This is a genomic window from Mycobacterium paraintracellulare (assembly GCF_000276825.1).
GTDB classification, from domain to species: domain Bacteria; phylum Actinomycetota; class Actinomycetes; order Mycobacteriales; family Mycobacteriaceae; genus Mycobacterium; species Mycobacterium intracellulare.
In genome coordinates, this window is the sequence record NC_016948.1 from 32,538 (window position 1) to 52,953 (window position 20,416).

Annotated in this window: 21 protein-coding genes; 12 read left to right on the top strand and 9 right to left on the bottom strand. The window is 67.8% G+C overall.

Features of this window, described 5'->3' with window-relative positions:
- The first annotated feature begins 171 nt into the window (after positions 1-171).
- Both OCQ_RS00160 and OCQ_RS25670 read left to right on the top strand, forming a co-directional pair.
- Positions 172-2,028: a putative alpha/beta hydrolase gene (locus OCQ_RS00160; RefSeq protein ID WP_014383577.1), complete on the top strand. Its 1,857-nt coding sequence runs from the start codon at positions 172-174 to the stop codon at positions 2,026-2,028.
- Positions 2,029-2,030: 2 nt separating this feature from the next.
- Entirely contained in the window at positions 2,031-2,465 is a 435-nt protein-coding gene (locus OCQ_RS25670; protein WP_080587971.1) for a hypothetical protein, read from the top strand.
- A 68-nt stretch (positions 2,466-2,533) separates the two neighbouring features.
- Here OCQ_RS25670 and OCQ_RS00165 read toward each other — a convergent pair whose 3' ends face one another.
- The 4 genes from OCQ_RS00165 to OCQ_RS00180 form a co-directional block, all read right to left on the bottom strand.
- A complete protein-coding gene (locus tag OCQ_RS00165) occupies positions 2,534-2,863 on the bottom strand; it encodes a GNAT family N-acetyltransferase (protein WP_008262573.1) in 330 nt (109 codons plus the stop codon).
- Complete coding sequence (locus OCQ_RS00170; RefSeq protein ID WP_014383578.1) at positions 2,850-3,845, bottom strand: pirin family protein; 996 nt, start codon at positions 3,843-3,845, stop codon at positions 2,850-2,852. Before OCQ_RS00170 ends, OCQ_RS00165 begins: the two co-directional genes overlap by 14 nt.
- Before the next feature lie 61 nt (positions 3,846-3,906).
- Positions 3,907-5,289 (bottom strand): acyl-CoA dehydrogenase family protein, encoded by a 1,383-nt coding sequence (locus tag OCQ_RS00175; RefSeq protein WP_014383579.1) that lies wholly within the window; start codon positions 5,287-5,289, stop codon positions 3,907-3,909.
- Positions 5,290-5,384: 95 nt separating this feature from the next.
- Positions 5,385-5,801 (bottom strand): WhiB family transcriptional regulator, encoded by a 417-nt coding sequence (locus tag OCQ_RS00180; RefSeq protein ID WP_008262579.1) that lies wholly within the window; start codon positions 5,799-5,801, stop codon positions 5,385-5,387.
- A 144-nt stretch (positions 5,802-5,945) separates the two neighbouring features.
- Here OCQ_RS00180 and OCQ_RS00185 point away from each other — a divergent pair, with 144 nt between their 5' ends.
- The 6 genes from OCQ_RS00185 (at position 5,946) to OCQ_RS00210 (ending at position 10,227) form a co-directional block, all read left to right on the top strand.
- Positions 5,946-6,737, top strand: coding sequence for a helix-turn-helix domain-containing protein (locus OCQ_RS00185; protein WP_009952746.1), 792 nt, complete (start codon positions 5,946-5,948; stop codon positions 6,735-6,737).
- A complete protein-coding gene (locus tag OCQ_RS00190) occupies positions 6,734-7,552 on the top strand; it encodes a C40 family peptidase (protein WP_014383580.1) in 819 nt (272 codons plus the stop codon). The genes OCQ_RS00185 and OCQ_RS00190 overlap by 4 nt, the downstream gene beginning before the upstream one ends.
- A gap of 48 nt (positions 7,553-7,600) precedes the next feature.
- Complete coding sequence (locus tag OCQ_RS00195; protein ID WP_009952739.1) at positions 7,601-7,963, top strand: DUF4226 domain-containing protein; 363 nt, start codon at positions 7,601-7,603, stop codon at positions 7,961-7,963.
- Between the two features lie 130 nt (positions 7,964-8,093).
- On the top strand, positions 8,094-9,551 hold the full coding sequence (locus OCQ_RS00200) for a DUF4226 domain-containing protein (RefSeq protein WP_014383581.1): 1,458 nt from the start codon (positions 8,094-8,096) through the stop codon (positions 9,549-9,551).
- A gap of 50 nt (positions 9,552-9,601) precedes the next feature.
- Positions 9,602-9,919 (top strand): ESX-1 secretion-associated protein, encoded by a 318-nt coding sequence (locus OCQ_RS00205; protein ID WP_008262603.1) that lies wholly within the window; start codon positions 9,602-9,604, stop codon positions 9,917-9,919.
- Positions 9,916-10,227, top strand: coding sequence for a DUF2694 family protein (locus OCQ_RS00210; RefSeq protein ID WP_008262605.1), 312 nt, complete (start codon positions 9,916-9,918; stop codon positions 10,225-10,227). Before OCQ_RS00205 ends, OCQ_RS00210 begins: the two co-directional genes overlap by 4 nt.
- Positions 10,228-10,260: 33 nt before the next feature.
- Here OCQ_RS00210 and OCQ_RS26750 read toward each other — a convergent pair whose 3' ends face one another.
- Positions 10,261-10,404: a hypothetical protein gene (locus tag OCQ_RS26750; RefSeq protein WP_014378759.1), complete on the bottom strand. Its 144-nt coding sequence runs from the start codon at positions 10,402-10,404 to the stop codon at positions 10,261-10,263.
- An 82-nt stretch (positions 10,405-10,486) separates the two neighbouring features.
- Between OCQ_RS26750 and OCQ_RS00215 the strand changes: the two genes are divergently transcribed.
- Together OCQ_RS00215 and OCQ_RS00220 are read left to right on the top strand one after the other, a co-directional pair.
- Complete coding sequence (locus tag OCQ_RS00215; RefSeq protein WP_014383582.1) at positions 10,487-12,226, top strand: DUF5631 domain-containing protein; 1,740 nt, start codon at positions 10,487-10,489, stop codon at positions 12,224-12,226.
- A gap of 51 nt (positions 12,227-12,277) precedes the next feature.
- Positions 12,278-12,604 carry a DUF2710 family protein gene (locus OCQ_RS00220; RefSeq protein WP_170320646.1) on the top strand — a complete coding sequence of 109 codons (327 nt, stop codon included), beginning with the start codon at positions 12,278-12,280 and terminating at the stop codon, positions 12,602-12,604.
- Between the two features lie 256 nt (positions 12,605-12,860).
- Here the strand turns inward: OCQ_RS00220 and OCQ_RS00225 are convergent, their stop codons facing one another.
- Positions 12,861-13,634, bottom strand: coding sequence for a TIGR03084 family metal-binding protein (locus tag OCQ_RS00225; RefSeq protein ID WP_041784729.1), 774 nt, complete (start codon positions 13,632-13,634; stop codon positions 12,861-12,863).
- A 50-nt stretch (positions 13,635-13,684) separates the two neighbouring features.
- Complete coding sequence (locus OCQ_RS00230; RefSeq protein ID WP_014383584.1) at positions 13,685-14,971, bottom strand: MFS transporter; 1,287 nt, start codon at positions 14,969-14,971, stop codon at positions 13,685-13,687.
- 145 nt (positions 14,972-15,116) lie between these two features.
- Between OCQ_RS00230 and OCQ_RS00235 the strand changes: the two genes are divergently transcribed.
- Positions 15,117-15,722: a YqgE/AlgH family protein gene (locus OCQ_RS00235; RefSeq protein ID WP_014381568.1), complete on the top strand. Its 606-nt coding sequence runs from the start codon at positions 15,117-15,119 to the stop codon at positions 15,720-15,722.
- A gap of 18 nt (positions 15,723-15,740) precedes the next feature.
- Here the strand turns inward: OCQ_RS00235 and OCQ_RS00240 are convergent, their stop codons facing one another.
- Both OCQ_RS00240 and OCQ_RS00245 read right to left on the bottom strand, forming a co-directional pair.
- The gene (locus OCQ_RS00240) at positions 15,741-16,082 is read right to left on the bottom strand and encodes a hypothetical protein (protein WP_008262622.1); all 342 of its coding nucleotides are present in this window, start codon (positions 16,080-16,082) and stop codon (positions 15,741-15,743) included.
- 68 nt (positions 16,083-16,150) lie between these two features.
- Positions 16,151-17,317, bottom strand: a complete 1,167-nt coding sequence (locus OCQ_RS00245) for an LpqN/LpqT family lipoprotein (RefSeq protein ID WP_014383585.1) — start codon at positions 17,315-17,317, stop codon at positions 16,151-16,153.
- 184 nt (positions 17,318-17,501) lie between these two features.
- Here OCQ_RS00245 and leuS point away from each other — a divergent pair, with 184 nt between their 5' ends.
- A complete protein-coding gene (leuS, locus tag OCQ_RS00250) occupies positions 17,502-20,411 on the top strand; it encodes a leucine--tRNA ligase (RefSeq protein ID WP_014383586.1) in 2,910 nt (969 codons plus the stop codon).
- Positions 20,412-20,416: the final 5 nt, after the last annotated feature.

Genomic DNA, 20,416 nt, shown 5'->3' on the forward strand with positions numbered 1-20,416 from the left:
GTGTAACTCAGGGGTTCCAGCGGTAACTGACTAGCTAAGCGTTTCGATCGGTCGTGAATTGACGAGCACGTTTGCGCCAGTAGCCTTATGAGCTAGCTCAGGGAGGGTTGGAATGCGCGCAATGCAATCACTAGGACCGGAGTTTATTGCTGCGCGGCGACCAGCGGTGCTGTGGGACTTCCGTATATAGATGAGCAGGCGCTGATCGCCGAGGCCGGTGGTGACCCCTGGGCGATCAACGCCAGCCTGCAGGCGGGAAGCCCACTGGAGATTTCCAATCTGGCCGGAGCCTTTCACCGTGCGGGCCGATGCACGGCGGAGGCCGAGAACGCTTTCCAGCAAGCACGCGCACGCTTCGAGGCCGCTTGGAACCACCACGACGGCGGCGGTCATCCCATCAACGACTCCGACGAAGTTCAGCGCGTCACGAAATCCTTAGGGGCGCAGTCGTTACAGCTGCCCAAGATCGCTGCGGACCTGGAAAACATCGCCGCGTCGCTGGCCGATGCGCAAAAGGCCGGGGCCGCGCGCATCGCCACCTTAGAAGCCCAGTTGAAGAACATCTCGGACATGGTCAGCCAGGCCGTCTCCATCTTGCAAAACGACAAAAGCCTCAGCGCAGGGGAAAAGGACGCGCTGCATGCCCTCATCAACACTTGTGAGGACGACGCGCTGCGTGACACCAAAGCTGCGCTCGCAGCCCTGCAATCGATCCGCAACGGATACGCCGATGGCCTTCAGAAATCGCTGGATAACCTTCACGCCGAAGGGTACGACGGCGCCCCGCTGCATGGTGCCGACGCTGACGGCGTGGCCCCACCGTCTCCCGCCCAGCAGGCCGCGTTGGCTGACATTCGCCAAGCCACTAACCAGGCCGTCGTCGACCAAATGGCCAAGGTGCGCGCCGCACAGGAGGCGCTCAGTAAAGCCGCGGCCGACGTGTATACGCATGGCCCGGGTTCGCCGGAAGGCGAGGCGGCCAGCGCCAAACTGCCCAAGCTCAAGGCGGACCTCGCGCGTGCCCTCGACGACCTGGGCAAGATCCCCGACTACAACAGCATTGACCCGGCGTCCGTAAGTGTTTCCCCCGACGGGCATTTCACGTTCACCTACAAGGTCAACGGGCAGCCGGTGCAGGCTTACGGCCAGCTCAAGAACGGCACGGGCGAGTTCTTCGACCAAGCCACCGGCACGTACTACACATTCAACGGCGGCAAATTGACCGGCATGCGCACACCGGATCCCGGGAAAGTGGAAGCGACTGCCGAACCCCTCTTTACGGCCGTGACCCTGGCGGCCGGGGCGCCAGCGCTCAAGGCGGGCGGCGAGGCGGCCTTTCAGGGCCTGAAGATGCTTTTCAGCCGCGAGATGTTGGAGGGTGTGACGGCCGACAACGTGTTCCCCCGCGCACTCGCCGGAGCCGAGGAACGCTTCCAAGCCGCAGAACAGAACCTGGCTTCCCATGCACCGCTGCCCGGGGAGCCGGTCCCGGGCACTCACCCTCTCGAGCCGCCCCCGGTGGAGCACGCACCGCCGGCCCCGCACGGCGACGTACCCGTCGAACATGCGCCGGCCGGGCCTCACGTAGGGGCGCTACCTGATAGCCCGGCGCCGGTTGTCATAGATCCAGCCCATCCGGAATTCCACTTGGACAACCCGCTCAACTACATGACACCCGAGTTGCGAGCGATGGCTGAAGCGCATCTGACCGGAAGTGGTGAAACAGTTCTCGGTCCATTTAAGAACCCATTAGGGGGCCCGTCGTACATCGAGCTCGCTCAGGAGCGAGGCGCAAGCTACTTCGATATCGGAGACGCATGGAACTCGGCCACGCCGATTCAGCGACTCGCGGCTAATCAGCATGTACTCGACATTGCAATCGCAAATCGGGACACTATTAAGCTGTCGACTCCCATCGATAGTGTTATCGATAATACGTATACTGCCGCCGAACTCAGATATCTGATGGCACACGGATACCAAGTAACGGATGGCTACACCCTAGTCCCGCCCAAGATTGGAGGTTAGCGATGAAAACGCTTCTGGAATTTATCGTTCAATATGTGGGCATTCTTTACCTAAACCCAAAGTACAGAATTACGGATTCATCCAACCGAGGGCTCGCCGATATTGATGCATCGATCTCGTTCACCGGCGCTCAGATCAGGTGGGACGTGGTCAATGATCGCGGACTTATTAATTTCGCCGCAGTTCCGGTCCATCAGACGGCCTCCGACGAGTGGTTTGCCCTACCGTTGATTCGCCAATACTTAGAAGGTGGTGATGACCCGGGAGCAAGCGGCGCGATAGATCAAGCCAATTGGCTGTCGATGAACCTGAAGCGTGTCGAGGAGCTATTCGCGGATCGGTCGGCAACCGCACGCATTTGCGAGGAACTCGTTACATTACGCCGGTCCAATTCGTCTAAAAAATGGGGTTGGCCGAAACCGGACGAAATCAGCTAAGCGTAAATGCGGTAACGTCGTATCGACGTAAATGTTCTGTCGTAGCCGGACTTCGCCGTTGTGGACCCCTAAGACCGCACCCACTGCGTGATTTCCGGAGTGACCGGGTCGGTGATGTCATCGAACTCGGGATGCTTCTTGAGCACGGTGCCGATCATCGAGCACACCGGAACAATGCGCTTGCCCTCATCGCGTGCCTCGTTGAGCGCCTCCTCGACGAGGATCGTCGCCAGGCCACGTCCGCCGTAAGCCGGATCAATTTCGGTGTGGTAGAAGACGCGTTGCTCGCCGCGATCGGCGAAATCGGCGAGCCCCACCGTCTTGCCCTCGACGGCGATCGTGTACTTCCCGTCCTCAAGGGTGACCGTGGTTTCCGCGCCGGTCTTATCGGTTGTCATTTGTGCTTTCCTTTCGTCGGGGTATCGGTCGAGGCCGCAGCCGAGCGGTCGGCAGCGGCGGGGCGGGCAGTCGGGCGAGCGCTCCCCGGTATCCGTGGACGGCGCCGAACCGGTCGTCACCGTCCTCCCACAGTCGGCGGTAGTTGACGATGTCCTCGTGGCTTCGTCCGACGAAGTTCCACCACATCACCAACTCTTCGGTGAACGGCGTGCCGCCGAGCAACAACATCCGCGCGGGCCGCTCCCCCACGTTGCGCACGTGCAGCTGCGTTTGGCCGGGACTTAGGTAAGCCAGGTCGGCGGTCGCCAGGGACGTCTCGTCGACCTGGACGGTGCCCGAATCGCAGAGCACTCCGTGCTCGAAGGTGGGATCCACGTCGATATCGAAACCTGCGTCGGCGTCGAGGTCGAGTTGGGCGCCCAGCAACGGACTGAAGGTCTTTGTGGGCGAACGACTCCCGGCCAGCTCGCCGAGGAACACGCGGGCCTGGGCGCCCGGTAGCGAGACCACGGGGGGTGCGTAGTGGGCAAAGTCTCGCGCCGTGTCGCGGGCGGCAGCGGGAAGCGCCACCCAGAGCTGGACGCCGTGCAGGACCGGCCCTGCGTCAACCGACACCTCGGAGTGGCAAATGCCGGCACCGGCGGTCATCAGATTCAGCTCGCCGGGCCGAACGACCGCACGAACGCCGGCGCTGTCACGGTGCTCCACTTCCCCACTGAACAACCAACTCACGGTTTGTAGTCCCGTATGCGGGTGCGGCGGCACATCCATCCTCGCCGCGACGGGGCCGTAGTGGTCGATGAAACACCACGCACCGATCAGCGAACGCCCGCGTTGCGGCAACGTGCGTTGCACCCGGATCGCCCTGGGGCCGCCCAAGGGAACCTCCCGCGGATGCAGCACCTCCACCCTGGGCGAGGCGTCCCGGCGTTGCGAAGCGGCGCAGGCGACTTCGGCCGGCGCGGCTTCCAGGTTGCTCATCGCCCATCCTCCGTCGCAGGCTCGCCAACGGCGCCGTCATCCGCGACCGTACCCGGCCATCTCACTTGCCCGGTGGCCGCAGCACCTTCATGGCCAGCCGCATGACGGGCTCGGGCACCCGATCCTGCATGGACAGGGCGGTGTCGGCGACGCGGGACCGCAACGGCGTACCCCGCCCGAAGACCCGGTTCAGCGGTCCCCCGGACGGCTCGAGGACCACATGCAGCGGCGGGGTGCCGACGGCGGCGCCCAGGGCGTTGGAGATGACCATCCGCTGGATCTCGCTGGTTCCTTCAAAAATGGTGTACAGCTTGGCATCCCGATACCACTTCTCAACCGGGTGATCGGTGATATAGCCCCAGCCACCCATGGTTTGGATCGCGCGCTCGGTGGCCTTGACCGCTACCTCGCTGGCGGCCATCTTCGACATCGAGCCCTCACCCCGTTCGAAGGGGACGTTGTTGGCCGCCATCCAGGAGGCACGCCAGGTGAGCAGCCGAGCCGAGTCGATCTGAGTGGCGAGTTCCGCGAGCGGGAACGCGATGCCCTGGTTGTCGATGATGGGCCCGCCGAACGCCTCCCGCTCGGTGGCATACGCCGTCGCGTACTCCAACGCCGCCCGGGCGATCCCGATGGCCTGGGCGGCGACCATGGGTCGCGTCTGCTCGAAGGTTCCCAAGGTCGCTGAGCCGGAGCGCTTTCCACCCGCCACGACTTCGCGCGCCTTGGCGAGTTTGTGTTCGAGTTTTTCCTCCCCGCCGAGCAGGTTGGCGCGCGGCACGCGCACACCTTCGAAGAGCAGCTCGGCGGTGTGGGAGGCGCGGCAGCCCAGCTTGTCGAGCTTTCGCAGCAGTTTCAGCCCGGGCGTGCCGCCCGGCACCACGAAGAGCGCCTGACCCCGATGGCCGAGCTCCTCGTCGACCACCGCGTTGACCACGTGCACATTGGCGATCCCGCCGTTGCCGATCCACATCTTGTGTCCGTCGATGATCCAGTCATCGCCGTCACGACGTGCACGCGTGCGCAGGTTGCGCACATCGCTGCCGCCTTCGGGCTCGGAGATCGCCAGCGCAGCGAGCTTGAGATCGCCTGGGGTGCCGAAACATTCGGGTGCCCACTCCAGCATCTGTTCCGGGGAGGCGGCCTGGCCGATCGCCGAGAGCGCCAGGGCCGGCATGACGATGGCTAGCCCGATCCCGGCGCACCCCCAGAACAGTTCCTCCATGAACATGGGCAGGGAGATACCGGTCGGATCGCCGATCAGGTCGCGATAGAACAGCGGGCTGTAGAAACCTTGCTGGGCCGCCTCCTCGAGCACCGGCCAGGGGAATTCCTGGCGCTGGTCATAGTCGAGGGCTACCGGGCGTATTACGGATTCGGCGAACTCATGCGTGCGTCGGGCCAGATCATGTTGTGCGGCCGTCGGGGTCAGGTCGAACGTCATGGGCGCGCCTTTAAGGTCGACAGACTGGTCTTGCCGACCCCGACTACCCCATTGACCGGTTCAACAAACTGCCGAGCTGGGATTTCGCCGGACGGTCAGGCGGCCGTACGAGGCCCGACCTGGGCCAGCGGCAGATGCAACACGACCGCGGCCACCGGGACCGCCTCGTGTTCGTGCCGCGCCAGCAGCGCCGCGTTCTCGGGCAGCTGCCGGGAGTTGATTTCCCCGGACGCGATACGCCGCAGGACGTCGTGGGCGTGCGCGAGCTGGTCACGCTTGCGGTACTGGCCGCCCGGCAGCTTCACGCCTGCCCACACGCCGTACTCCTCGCGGTGCGCGATGGCGTGCTGGGCGCAGCGGCGCTGTTGCGCCAGTGGGCAGCGCCGCAGGCATTGCAGGCGCGCCTCGGTGGCCGACCGTTCGTATGCGCGCGCCTTCGCCGCGCCGTCACCACCGTCGTCGTCGGGGTAGCCAAACCAAAGCTCCGGGTTGGCTGCGCACGGATGTCCCATGTCGGTCTCCTTGTCGAGCGTGAAACGTAGGCAAAAGCGTATATGGCGAGATGGGCCCGACGCAAGAGAAACAACGACAAAAACGTATATCCGCATATCCGAGACCGTGGCTGTGTACTATCCGGCCTATGGCCGGAGCGTGTGGTGAGCCGTGAGTCGGCCGGCGCGGCGATCCGCGCGTTGCGAGAATCGCGGGATTGGTCACTAGCCGACCTCGCCGCCGCGACCGGGGTCAGCATCATGGGGCTCAGCTTTTTGGAACGCGGCGCCCGCAAACCGCACAAAAGCACAGTTCAGAAGATCGAAAACGGGCTCGGCCTGCCGCCGGGCACCTATTCGCGGCTATTGGTGGCCGCCGATCCGGATGCCGAGTTGGCGCGCCTGATGGCCGCGCAAGCGTCGGCCGCGATGCCGGCGCGGCGCACCGGACCGGTCGTGGTCGACCGTCACAGCGACACCGAAGTGCTGGAAGGTTATGCCGAAGCCCAGCTCGACGCCCTCAAATCCGTCATCGATCGGCTTCCTGCGACAACATCAAACGAATATGAGACGTATATTCTGTCTGTGATCGCTCAGTGCGTGAAAGCGGAGATGCTCGCCGCCAGCTCCTGGCGGGTGGCGGTGAGCGCGGGCGCGGATTCGACCGGCCGGCTGATGGAGCATCTGCAGGCCCTCGAGGCGACGCGCACGGCCCTGCTGAAGCGGATGCCCGGCAGCCTGAGCGCGCGTTTCGACCGGGCCTGCGCACAGTCCTCGTTGCCGGAAACGATCATCGCCGCGCTGGTCGGCGTCGACGTCGACGAGATATGGGACATCCGCAATCGCGGGGTCATTTCGCCGGGCGCCCTCCCCCGCGTGCGCGCCTTCACCGAGGCGGTCGAGACGACGGGCCAAGAACAACAGGAAAGCCACGACGGCGCCGAGGGGGCACAGTGAGCCATAGCGAAGTCGAGGCGTTGAGCCGCGCGCATCAACTCTTCGCCGGCAGCACGACGCCTGCGTCCCTGGACGCGGACACCGGGCACTATCGCAGCCTGTTGCGCCGCGCGGCCCGACTGAACGACGGACTGGCCCACGGCGGCTACCAGCTCGCAGTGGACCACGGTCGCGAACGCCTCGCGTCGGCGGCCGGGACCGACGCCGCTGTTACCGAGGTGCTCGCCGGCGCCCACCGAGACCGCGCGCAGGCGCGCGGCCTGACCCAAAACGTCCTCGACGCGGCCCGCGCCGATGCCACCACGCTCCCGTCAACCCCGTTGGCGCAGCGGGAGGAGATGCGCCGCCGCGTGGCGCGACTGCGTACGCAACGGGCCCACGTCGTAACGGCGAGGTCGCGTGCGCGACGCCACCACGCGGCACTGCTGGCGTTGCGGTATCGGCTGCGGCATGGGCGTGGCCCCGGGTTACCGCCGAACGACCGGGCCGCGCTCGCGGTTCGGGCGGCGTTGTCGCGGCTGGGCCGCCCCTACGTCTGGGGCGCCAGCGGCCCGGAGGCGTTCGACTGCTGCGGGCTGGTTCAGTGGAGCTACGCGCGGGCCGGTATTCACTTGGACCGCACCACATATCAGCAGATCAACGACGGCATTCCGGTACCGCGTTCGCAGGTGCGACCGGGTGATCTGGTCTTTCCGCACGCCGGTCACGTCCAACTCGCGATCGGCAACAACCTGGTTGTCGAGGCGCCGTACTCGGGGGCGTCGGTGCGAATAAGCCGACTGGGCAACAACGTTGCGATCCGCCGACCGTTATGACACGCCAACTTCGCCCGGCGATGCGGGCACGACGAGAAGGGTGAGCCGATGCCGGAACAACCCGGGCACTCGTTAGAGGCCGTCGAAGCACGGCGATCGACGCTGGCGAGCCAGCACGGCGCCGTGTCCGAAGCCGACCTTGTGCTGACCGACGTGCTGAACACCGCTCACAGCGCAGCGCGCGAAAGCGTCCGGCGACTGGACGCCATCGCCGAACAGATCGACCACGCCGTCGTCCAGCAAGCAAACCTCGCCGTGGATACACCGATGGGGGCGCGAGAGTTTCACAAGTTCCTGCTGGACAAGCAGCGCGAAATCGCCGCGGTCGTCGCCGGAGCGCGCGAACTCGCTCAGGCGAAAAGGGCTGTGTTGGAGAACCTTCGGGCGCAGTACACCACCGGCAGCAGTTAACCGGAACTAGTCCACAACCATGCTGCTCAATGAATTGTCGGCAGGAACGCCCGCCACTACTGTCGCCGGACATGGAGGGGTCGCGTCACTTTCCGCAGCGAGTGCCGCTGCAGCGCCGGCTGCGCGGCTGATGTCGGCATACGACGACCTGCTGGCCACGGTCAAGTCCGTCCGAGACCGCACCGGCGATCCCAACGCGTGGCAGACGGGATTGGCGCCGACCGAAGTCTCCGCTGTGATCACGCCGACCACCCGCACCGACCAACTCGAGGCGATCGCAGCCAAGATCCGCCGCCAGCACGCGGACGTGTTCGGCGCCGTGCCCGCGAGCGGCCCGCCGACGGGTCGATCCCTGGCGGGAACCGCGACACCGCCGGACCGGGAATCGGGTGCGGCGGCGGACGCCATCGCCAGCGCCGAAGCCGCTCTCGCACAGCAGAATTCCGCGAGTTCGCAACTGGACATGCAAGTGGTGTCGGCCATCCTGAACGCACACCTGAGTGCGGTCGACGGCAGAGAAGCGCTCACCAAGTTGCAGCACGAAACCGAAGCCGCGGTGCTGATGAGATCGGACCTGGACACTCCGGCGGGAGCGCGCGATTTCCAACGTTTCCTGATCGGCAAGCTCAGGGACATTCGCGCGGTGGTCCTGAACGCCAGCCTGGACGACACGTCGAAGTCGGCGCTGATGGCCGCCTGGACGTCGCTCTACGACGCGTCCAAGAATGAACCGAATCGCCCGGAGGAACACGCGCCGGCGGCGTCCGTTGGTGATGCGCCCGCGGTCGGTGCGGTCGCCGAGTCGAGCGATACCGACTCCGAATGGGATCCGCTGCTGGACTCGCTGTTGGCCGATGATGACGGACTGTGGCCCGAAGACGCCCCGGCGCCAGATCCGGCGGCGGGCGCCCCGATCCCAACGGCGACGGAAACGCCGATGGCGCCCCCGATGCCCAACTTCGGTGGTGGGCCACTTCCGGGCCTGGGCACCATGCCCGCCTCCACGGCGGGGTGGGAAGCGCCGGGCGGCCTTCCCTTTTCGGGCGGCGACGCGGACGATCCGGCGCTGCAGGACTTGGCCGGCGAAGAACTACCGGACGCGCAGGAGGAAGACCCCAGCGCGCACGACGCCTCGGACAATCCCGACGAGAACAACGACCCGCAGGACGTGTCATCCCATGAGCCAGCGGATGGCCCGACGCCGGTGACCCTGCCCGACGGCGAGACAGTGACCGCCGCCAGCCCACAGTTGGCAGCGGCGATCCAGGCCGCCGTCGGCGGCACGCCGATCGCGGAAGCCTTCCAACAACAGGGAATGACCATTCCCCCACCGGGAACGGCGGTCGCCAACCCAATCGATGCCCTACGGGTGGGCCCGGGCGACATCGGTATGTTCACGGACCGTCACGCGCTTGTCCTGGGCCCTGACAAGGCGCTTCTCGATGGCCAAATTCAGCACATCGCCACCGTGAGCGGACCGAACTTTCTAGGCTGGGAGCATCCGCCGGCGGCGGCCGTGCCCGCGACCGCGCCGACTAAGCCTGAACCACCGACACCTACCCGGCCGGCAACCTCGTCGACCACCTGAGAAAAATGAACTCGCCGGCACGTACGGCGGTCGTCAACAGGAGACAGCGGATGGCAGATTCGATACATGTGGTGCCCGCGCACTTACGTCAGGCCGCCGCGCATCATCAGGACACCTCGGAGTACTTGCGCACCGTCCCGTCGTCGCACGCCGCGATCCAGGAGAGCCTCGATTCGCTCGGGCCGATCTTTAGTGAGCTGCGCGATGCCGGCCGCGAGCTGCTCGAGCTGCGACGGCAGTGCTATGAGCAGCAGGCCGCTGACCACGCGGATTTGGCCGACCAATTGACCGTATCGGCGACGATGTGGGAACAGCACGAGCAGGAGGCTGCACGCAAGTTCGGCGACGTCGTCGACCGCGGTCGATGACCGACGCGAATCCCGCTTTCGACACCGTTCACCCGAGTGGGCACATCCTGGTCCGCTCTTGCCGCGGCGGATATATGCACAGCGTCGCGCTGAGCGAAGAGGCGATGGAAACCGACGCCGAGACTTTGGCGCAGGGCATCGTGCTCACCGCGGATGTGTCGTGCCTCAAGGCGTTGCTGGAGATCCGCGACGAGATTGTCGCGGCAGGGCACACCCCTTCCGCCGAGGTTCCGACCCCCCGGGACCTCGACGCCGCCATCGAGAAGTTGCTGGCGCACAAACTGCGCCGCCGCAACGGCGGACGCTAGCCGTCCTGCACGAATCTCAAATGCAACGCGGTGCTAGCGCAGCCACGGCTTAGCTGCGCTGGGATCGGGAGCGATCCCCGTGGGCGGCTCGACGGGATTGGGGCCGAACAACTCTCGCGCGCGGGCGAGTAGGGCGCGCACCTCGTCGAGTTGCTGCTGCAGTGCAGATTCAGCCATGTCCCCACGCTACCCAGGCCGTTGCGGGCGCACAATTCACTGACCGCACAAGTCGAACGCCCGCTGCCGGTACGCTTAGCTGGTGGCGATCTTCGGTCGGATGACGGCGCGTCAGCGCCTCCGGAGGGCTACCCGGGAATCGCTGGCGATTCCGGCTTTCAGCGCTCCCATCGACTGCACCCCTTGGGTGACAGGCGGGCTGTGGCCTGCCGAATTGTCGACGGTCACCGCCGAAACCGCAACTCTCGCAGAGTATCTCAAGGCCGACCTGCAGCGCATAGCCAACGGCGCCAACGACCAACTCAAGATGCTCAAGCGGGCGGGCATGACCGACCCGGCGCGCCAGGCGGCCGAGGCGCGAGTCATCGAGGAGGCACGCGGCCGCGCCGTGCGCCGAGTCGAATCGACGATCCGCTATCTGCACACGGTGCAGAGCGGTGCGCAGCCCCCCGCCGCCGCCCCGCCCACCCTCGAGGGTCCGGGCGCTGACCTGGACAGGACGCAGGTGCTGCCCGCGGTCCGCGAGGTCGACGACGTCGCCGAGCCACCCCCGCCGCCCCCGAGATGGCGTCCCCGCCCGGCCGAACCGGTCGAATCGGTCGAGCCGGTCGAACCAGCCGAACCGGTCGAACCGGAGGCGGGCGAACCGGAAGCCACCCACGCTGAGGAGCCGGCCGCGGCCCCCGATGTGTCCCATCTCGAGGAGACTCAGGTCATCCCGGTCGTCTCCGAAGCGGAGCCGGTCGTCGAGACGCCGGTGGACCCCGAGCCCGAGCCGGTCGAGGAGCCCGCCGCAACCGGCCGCCACCATGCGGTGGTGGACGAGCCCGCAGCCGGCGACGAGCCGACGGCCGGGCCGGAAGCAACCCCCGCCGAGGACGAGCCGGCCGACGTCGCCGACGCGTCGCACCTCGAGGAGACGCAGGTCATTCCGGTGGTCACCGACGCGGAACCCCCGTTCGCGGCGCCGGCCGATCGCGCGCCGGCGCCCGTCGAGGAACCCGTCGAACCCGTCGAGAACGGGCGCCACCACGCGCCCGCGGAGGAACCGGCGGAGGACACCCGCGACGAGCCGGCCGCGGTGAGCCAGGAAGTTCCCGTCGAGCCGGCCGCGGTGAGCCAGGAAGCCCCGGCCGAGGAGGCCGAACCCGTCGTAGCCGCGCCGACCGCCATCGAAAAACCGGTGACCCCAACGGGTTTCGACAACGCCCGGCTGAACCGGCTGCTTGAGTTCGTGGTCCGGCAAGAGCCACGGCTGAGTTGGGCGATCGGGGATCGCGCCGACGGGACCACGGTCTTGGTCACCGACCTCGCCCACGGCTGGATCCCGTCTGGCATCAGCCTTCCCGCAGGCGTGCGGCTGTTGGAACCCGAGCGACGCGGCGGCAGGGTCGCCGCACTGATCGGCGACACGGCACGCGTCGTCACTTACGCTCCCGGTGATTCGTTGCGCCGCTCGGCCGACTTCGCCGCGACGCGATCGTCGGTGGAGCCACGCCAGCTGCCCGCCATCGATGACCTGGCAAGGGTGCTCAGCCAAGCCACCCGGGCGCACGCCGAACTGCCCAAGATCGTGACGCGGCTGGCCGACGCCACGGCCGCCGGGACGTTCGTCGTCGATCAGGAGGTCGACGTGCTACGCGTGCACCTCGACACGGCGCGCTATCAGCTGCTGGTTCAGTATCCGAACGTCAATCCGGGATTGCTGCTCAAGTGCATGCTGATGGCCGCCACCGAAGGCATTGCCAGCGGCGACACGGTGTCGGCGAACTATCACCTCGCGTGGTATCGCATGCTCGCCGGGTCGACGCCCGGCGGTTGAGTCGAGAACCCATCGCGTATGAATTGACGCTGGTCGGAGGGGTCGACGATACTGTTCCTCGTGTCGGGTTCGGGCAGTCGCGCGAATCTCAGCGATAAGGATCTCGTCGAATCGGTTCTTCGGGAACTGAGCGAAGCGGCCGACAAGTGGGAAGCCCTCGTGGCGCAGGCCGAGGCGGTGACCTACAGCGTCGACCTGGGCGACGTGTACGCCGTGGCGAATTCCGACGGTCGCCTGATCAAACTGACCCTCCATCCCGGTGTGATGACCGGGTACGGCCACGGCGAGTTGGCCGACCGGCTGAACCTCGCGATCACTGCGCTGCGAGAAGAGGCCGAGGCCGAGAACCGGGCGAGTTACGGCGGCCCCCTGCACTGATGGCGCTTACGCGCTCATCGCGCGGGCTCGGTTGACGGGCCCCCCCGCGTTGGTCACACCGGTCGTCTCTCCGGGAAGGGACATGCCTGCTGCCCACCTCGTAGCGACACCGTGTGGCGTTCGACGGGCCGGCGGCACCGCGCTGGCTTTTGTCGCTGTGAGGCGGGCAAAGGATGGGTGCCGACTCCGAGCGACGCATGAGACAGAAGTGGCGCTCCGCGTGGCCGGCACCCGCGGCTTCAGCCAAATCGCGCGCTCATCGCCCGACGCCGGGAGGCCCCGCGAAAGCTTGCGCGATCTCCAGCCAGCGCCGCGCGTCGGCGCCTTGGGCCGTGATGTCCAGGGCGCTCAGCGGGCGCCGCTGGGTGACCAGGTAGCAGAAATCCTCCGCGGAGCCGCTGACCCGTTGGTCAGCCTCCGGCGGTCCCCAGGACCAAATGTCACCGCCGGGTCCGCGCAGTTCGACCAGGAACGGTTCGGCCGGGGGCGCGAGATTGTTGACGGCGAAGGCGAAGTCGCGGGTGCGGACCCCCAGATGAGCGATCGACCGTAGGCGGTCGGTCGCGGGGCGCGTGACGCCGAGCGCGTCGGCGACGTCGAGGCCGTGCGCCCACGTCTCCATCAACCGCGCGGTGGCCATCGAGGCCGCACTCATCGGCGGGCCGAACCACGGGAGTTTGCGGCCGGCGGTGACCCCGAGCAGCTCCTCGTGCAGCCGGCGTCGCGTGGTGCGCCAGTCGGCGAGCAGCTCGGCCGGTGCCAGGGCCGCAAGTTCTTCGGCACCCTTGTCGACGAAGCCCGTCGGGTCGGCGGCCGCATCCGCCAGCACGTCGGCGAATCCGGGCTCGTCGGTCACCGCGATCAGGGCGACGCGGTCGGTCCACAACAGGTGTCCGATCTGGTGCGCGATGGTCCAGCCGGGCGCGGGCGTCGGGTCGGCCCAGTGCTCGGGCTGCAACGGCGCGACCAGGGCGTCGAGCGCCTCGCTCTCGGCGCGCAGGTCCTCGACCATGGGTGCGGGACCTGTCATCGCTGCGCTCCCCTGCCGGCCGCGGCCATTGGACACCTCACGTCGTCACCCTAGCGATCATTCGCCTGCTCGCCGCGGCGACCGATGAAGCTATGCACCGCCAGGCCGGCCAGGTAGAGCACCGAGCCGAACAATGCGAACGCGGGCGCGTGTCCGTCGCCGGGGATCAACGTTCCGGCCACCGTGATCGCGACGATGAACGCCACCCAAAACAGCGCGTCCTGCACGGCGAACACATGCCCGCGAAGAGCGTCGTCGACATCCATCTGGATCGCTGTGTCGGCGCAGAGTTTGACCACCTGACCGGTGACGCCGAGGAGAAAGCCACACGCCACCATGACGGGGACCAGCAGCTGGGCGCCGGCGATCTCGATGATCGCCGAGGCCGCCAACGCACCGTTTGCCGTCGCATAGCGCCCCCACCGCCGGATCGCGGGCGGCGTCAGCAGGTTGGCCAAAAAGGCGCCCAAGCCCGCCGCGCCGAAGAACAGCAGCGCGGTCCCGAATCCCCCGCCATCGGCATCGGGCATGTGATGGACCAGCAACAGGACCAGCAGCGAGTTGATGCCGACCACCATCCGGTGCGAGGCCAGCCCCGACAGTGTGGCGCCGACCGTCGGGCGCTGCGCCACCGTGCGCGCACCGTGCAGCCAGCCGGTGACCACCGCGTAGATGACCGGGCCGTGGATCGCGCGCCGGGTGTCGTCGGGGCCCAGCGCCCGCGCACCGAACCGCCACGACAACAGCAACGCGATCGCCACGGGAATCGCCGTGATGAAGACGATGGCCGAGGCGCCCTTGTCGCCGGCGCCGAAGACAAACCGCGGCACCAGCATGAAGTTTGCGCCGACGAACGCCGCGATGGCACCGACCGCGGTGGCCACCGAGTTCATCGTCACCACCTGCTCGCGCGGCACCACGTGCGGCAGCGACGCGGACAGCCCGGACCCGACGAATCGGGCTAAGCCGTTGGCGAACAATGCGCCCAGCAGCAGCGGCAGGTCGCCCGCCCGGACCGCCAGGATCGTGCCGATCGCGGCGATGAGGATCAGGCGGCCCGCGTTGGCTCCGACGAGCACGAGCCGGCGGTCCCACCTATCCATCAGTGCGCCGGCGAACGGCCCCAGCAGCGAGTAGGGCAGAAACAGGACCGTGAAGGCGCGCGCGATGGAAAGCGGATCGGCCGCGCGATCCGGGTTGAACAGCAGCGCTCCGGCCAGCGCCGCCTGAAACAGTCCGTCACCGAACTGGCTCGCCATGCGCACCTGCAGCAGCCGCCAGAAGTCTGGCAAACCGCGCACGGACCGCCAGATTTCGACGGGTGCGCTGGACTGCATCCGGGTTGGGATCACCGAAACCGACTTCCGCGATTGGGGCTGGCAAACTCGTGCGCTCAGAGCTGTCCCAACAACAGTACAAATCGCCGTGGCCCGCGGTCGCGATTGCCCTGGGCGACGATCGGCCGGATGCGATGATGGTGGGGTGCCGCCGCCGGAGGATCCAGAGGACTATGTCGCACCCGCCGCGCAACGGGTGCGCGCGGGCACTTTGCTGCTCGCCAACACCGACCTTCTCGAACCGACGTTTCGGCGCAGCGTGATCTACATCGTCGAGCACAACGATGGCGGCACGCTGGGTGTGGTGCTCAACCGCGCCAGCGAAACCGCGGTGTACAACGTGCTGCCCCAGTGGACCAACCTGTCGGCGAAGCCGAAGACGATGTTCATCGGGGGCCCCGTGAAGCGTGACGCCGCGCTATGTCTGGCGACGTTGCGCGTCGGCGCCGATCCGCACGACGTGCCGGGCTTGCGGCATGTGGACGGCCGGGTGGTGATGGTCGATTTGGACGCCGACCCCGACGCCATCGCTCCCCTGGTGGAGGGCGTGCGGATTTTCGCCGGGTACTCCGGCTGGACGATCGGTCAGCTCGAAGGCGAGATCGAACGCGACGACTGGATTGTCTTGTCCGCCTTGCCCTCCGACGTTCTCGTCGGGCCGAGGTCAGATTTGTGGGGTCACGTCCTGCGTCGGCAGCCGTTGCCGCTGTCGCTGCTCGCGACCCACCCGATCGACATCAGCCGAAACTAGGGCTCCCCAGCTAGAAGGTCAGTGGCACGACTGCGTGCAGCCGGCGCAGCTGCCCGCGCACGCGGGCGCCGCCGCTTCCTGGCGCAGCGCGAAACGCGCGCTCTGCCAGGAGCCCGCGGCCAGCGTCCCCAGCGCCCCCGCGACACACACGATCAGCACCACCAGTGCGGTGTGCGGGACCGCGGCCAGCGCCACCACGCCACCGGCGCCCAGCATCACCGCGGCCGCCAACTGGGTGGGCGCCATGGCGCGCAGCGCCAGCGCCGTGGCGCCGAAATTCCGATTGTGCGCAAGCGACCAGGTGCCGAACCCCGCCGAGGCCACCGCCGCACACATGCACAGCACGCCCGCAATCAGCATGGGCCCACAATACGAGCCGGGTTGCCGGCCCGCTCATCCGGCTCTGCGGGGTGTGGGTCCCGCCGGGCTCAGTGCTGGAGGAACGAAAAGTTCGGCAGCGGCGGCAAGCCGGGCACCATGGCCAGGAGGCTGGGCGTGTGCTGCTGGTTGGGCAGCGGAGCCTGCGCGGGGAGCCGGGCCGGGGCCGCGGGTGTCGTCTGGGCGAGCGGCACCAACGGGGCCGTGGCGGGGGCCGGGGCGACCGGAGCAACCGGGGCAACCGGAGCCGCCGGAGCGACCGGGGCAGCCGGAGCCGGGGCGACCGGAGCGGTGGCGGGTGCCGGAGCGACGGGTGGCTGGGCGGGTCGCCCGACCGGCGAGGCGGCCGGGGCCTGGGCCGGCGCCGGGGCGGCCCCACCGGGGGCGGCGACCCGGAAACCGTTGATGATGGCGTCGGTCGCCGGGGCGTCGGCGACGCTGACCGCGCGGTCGGTGGTCACCGCGAGCGAGACGAGGTATTTGTCGGGTCCCGACGTGGCGATGACGTGGCGCCGGGACGTGTTCAGCGTCAGGTCCCCGTCGCGGTAGGTGCCCTCGACGATGGACGACGGGAAGCCCCCGAAGTCGGCCATCGAGGCATTGGTGGGCTGCCACGCCGGCAGCTTCTGGCTGTCGACGTAGCCGTGGGCGATCGCCTCTTTCGGATCGAAATCCCCGACCAGCTTGTACACCACCACCTGGGCGTTGGAGGAATAGATGCTGCTGCCGCGCCGATCGGCGATGACCGCGAACGCGTCGGGCACGTTGGGGTCGGGCACCTGGGTCCAGCGGGCGGGCACCGGCAGGGTGATGTCGAGCGCCTTGAAGTTCTGCGGCTTCTGCGCCTCGAGCTTGACGCCCTTCGACTGCAGGAATTCACGAATCGTGCCGGAGGTCGCGGGAACGGGAGCCGGGGCCGCGGCCGGGGCCGGAGCGGCAGCCGGGGCGGCCGCGGCGGGTGCCGTCGTTCCTGGAGTCCCGGCGGTGGCCGGCGGCGCCAGGGGAGTGGCCGCCTGCGGCGCGGCGAGGTATCTGCTCGGAGGCACCAGCTCGGGCCCGAGGTTCTGCGGCGCCTGCGCGGGGACGGCGGGAACCGGTGCCGGCGCCGGGGGCAACGGGTCCGCCGATGCGGTGCCGCTCGCAACAACCGCCAAACCCATCAGGCCGGCGACCATGCCGCCGAGAAGTGCCCGGTGGACGGGGACGATGTCAATCATCTGCGTCGGTCCTTCCCATGGCTCAAATACCAGAAGCCGTCGATAGTGGCCGACTGTAACTAGAGGTCAAAGGCTGTGAACAGGCCCGAAATACACCTGGGATGAACCCCTGATCGGCGCGCAACGGAACCGAGACCAACCTGTGGCCGGCGAACGGCCGTGTCGGCCCTTATACCCTGTTCAAGTGACCGAATCCCCGACCACTTCGACAGGCAGCGGCCCTGGCGCCGCCCAGCCGGACTCCGACGCGCCGCCGCATCGTTACACCGCGGCGCTGGCGGGCCGGATCGAGGGCGCGTGGCAGGACAACTGGGCGAAGCTGGGGACGTTCAATGTGCCCAACCCGGTCGGATCGCTGGCGCCGCCAGACGGGTCTTCGGTCCCCGACGACAAGTTGTTCGTGCAGGACATGTTCCCCTACCCGTCGGGGGAGGGGCTGCACGTCGGCCACCCGCTGGGCTACATCGCGACGGACGTGTACGCCCGCTATTTCCGCATGACGGGCCGTAACGTGCTGCACGCGTTGGGGTTTGACGCGTTCGGGCTGCCCGCCGAGCAGTACGCCGTGCAGACCGGCACCCACCCGCGCACCCGCACCGAGGCCAACGTGGTCAATTTCCGGCGCCAGCTGGGCCGCCTGGGGCTGGGCCACGACAGCCGACGCAGCTTCTCGACCACCGACGTCGAGTTCTACAAGTGGACGCAGTGGATCTTCCTGCAGATCTACAACGCCTGGTTCGACACCGCCGCCAACAAGGCGCGTCCCATCGCCGAGCTGGTCGCCGAATTCGATTCCGGGGCACGCCGGCTCGAGGACGGGCGGGACTGGGCCGCTCTGTCGGCGGGGGAGCGGGCCGACGTGATCGATAGCCACCGGCTGGTCTACCGGGCGGACTCGATGGTGAACTGGTGCCCCGGGCTGGGCACCGTGCTGGCCAACGAAGAGGTGACCGCCGACGGCCGCAGCGACCGCGGCAACTTCCCGGTATTCCGGAAGCGGTTGCGGCAGTGGATGATGCGGATCACCGCCTATTCCGACCGGCTGCTCGACGACCTCGAACTGCTGGACTGGCCGGAGCCGGTCAAGGCCATGCAGCGCAACTGGATCGGCCGGTCCACCGGCGCCAAGGCGCTGTTCGCGGCGACCAAGGCCGATGGCGAGGCGGTCGACATCGAGGTGTTCACCACCCGGCCCGACACGCTGTTCGGCGCCACCTACTTGGTGCTGGCCCCCGAGCACGACCTGGTCGACGAGCTGGTCGCCGCCGCCTGGCCCGACGGCACCGACCCGCGTTGGACGTATCGCGCCGCGACGCCGGGCGAAGCCGTCGACGCCTACCGCAAGGCCATCGCCTCGAAGTCGGACCTCGAGCGCCAGGAGAGCAAGGCGAAGACCGGCGTCTTTTTGGGCAGCTACGCCACCAACCCCACCAACGGCAAACCCGTGCCGATCTTCATCGCCGACTACGTGCTGGCCGGGTACGGCACCGGGGCCATCATGGCCGTCCCCGGCCACGACCAGCGGGACTGGGACTTCGCCCACGAGTTCGGCCTGCCCATCGTGGAAGTCATTGCCGGCGGGGATATTTCGGAAGCGGCCTACGCCGGTGACGGGGTGCTGGTCAACTCCGGCTACCTCGACGGCCTGGACGTGGCTGCCGCCAAGGAAAAGATCACCGCCCGCCTGGAGTCCGAAGGCCGGGGCCAGGCCCGCATCGAATTCAAGTTGCGCGACTGGCTTTTCGCCCGCCAGCGGTACTGGGGTGAACCGTTCCCGATCGTCTACGACGCCGACGGACGCGCGCACGCACTCGACGAAGCCGCGCTGCCGGTCGAGCTGCCCGACGTGCCGGACTACTCGCCCGTGCTGTTCGACCCCGACGACGCCGACAGCGAGCCCTCGCCGCCGCTGGCCAAGGCCACGGAATGGGTGCACGTCGAGCTGGATCTCGGTGACGGCCTCAAGCCCTACACCCGCGACACCAACGTGATGCCGCAGTGGGCCGGCAGCTCCTGGTACGAACTGCGCTACACCGACCCGCACAACTCGGAACGGTTCTGCGCCAAGGAGAATGAGGCCTACTGGATGGGCCCGCGGCCGGCCGAGCACGGCCCGCAGGATCCCGGCGGCGTCGACCTGTACGTCGGCGGCGCCGAACACGCCGTGCTGCACCTGCTCTATGCGCGGTTCTGGCACAAGGTTCTCTACGACCTGGGACACGTCAGCTCGCGGGAGCCCTACCGCCGGCTGGTCAACCAGGGCTACATCCAGGCCTTCGCCTACACGGACGCCCGAGGGTCGTACGTGCCCGCCGAAGAGGTGGTCGAGCGGGACGGCCGTTTCGTCTACCCGGGACCCGGGGGAGAGGTCGAAGTCTTCCAGGAGTTCGGCAAAATCGGTAAGAGCCTCAAGAATTCGATCTCGCCCGACGAGATCTGCGACGACTACGGCGCCGACACGCTGCGGGTCTACGAGATGTCGATGGGACCGCTGGAGGCCTCCCGGCCCTGGGCGACCAAGGACGTCGTCGGGGCCCACCGATTCCTGCAGCGCGTGTGGCGGCTGGTGGTCGACGAACAGACCGGTGAGACGCGGGTCCTCGACGGGCCCGCGCAGGAGCTCGCCACCGGCACCTTGCGGATGCTGCACCGCACAATCGTCGGAGTCGCGGAAGACTATGCCGCACTGCGCAATAACACCGCCGCGGCCAAGCTGATCGAATACACCAACCACCTCACCAAGGAGCACCGTGAGGCGGTGCCCCGCGCGGCGGTCGAGCCGCTGGTGTTGATGCTGGCGCCCCTGGCTCCGCACCTGGCCGAGGAATTGTGGCTACGGGTCGGCCACACCACCTCGCTGGCGCACGGGCCGTTCCCGGTGGCCGACCCCGCGTACCTCGTCGACGACACGGTGGAATACCCGGTGCAGGTGAACGGCAAGGTGCGCGGACGCGTGACGGTGGCCGCCGACGCCGACCAGGACACGTTGAAGGCCGCCGCGCTGGCCGACGAGAAGGTTCAGGCGTTCCTGGCGGGTGCGAACCCGCGCAAGGTGATCGTGGTCCCCGGCCGGCTGGTCAACCTCGTCGTGTAACGCCG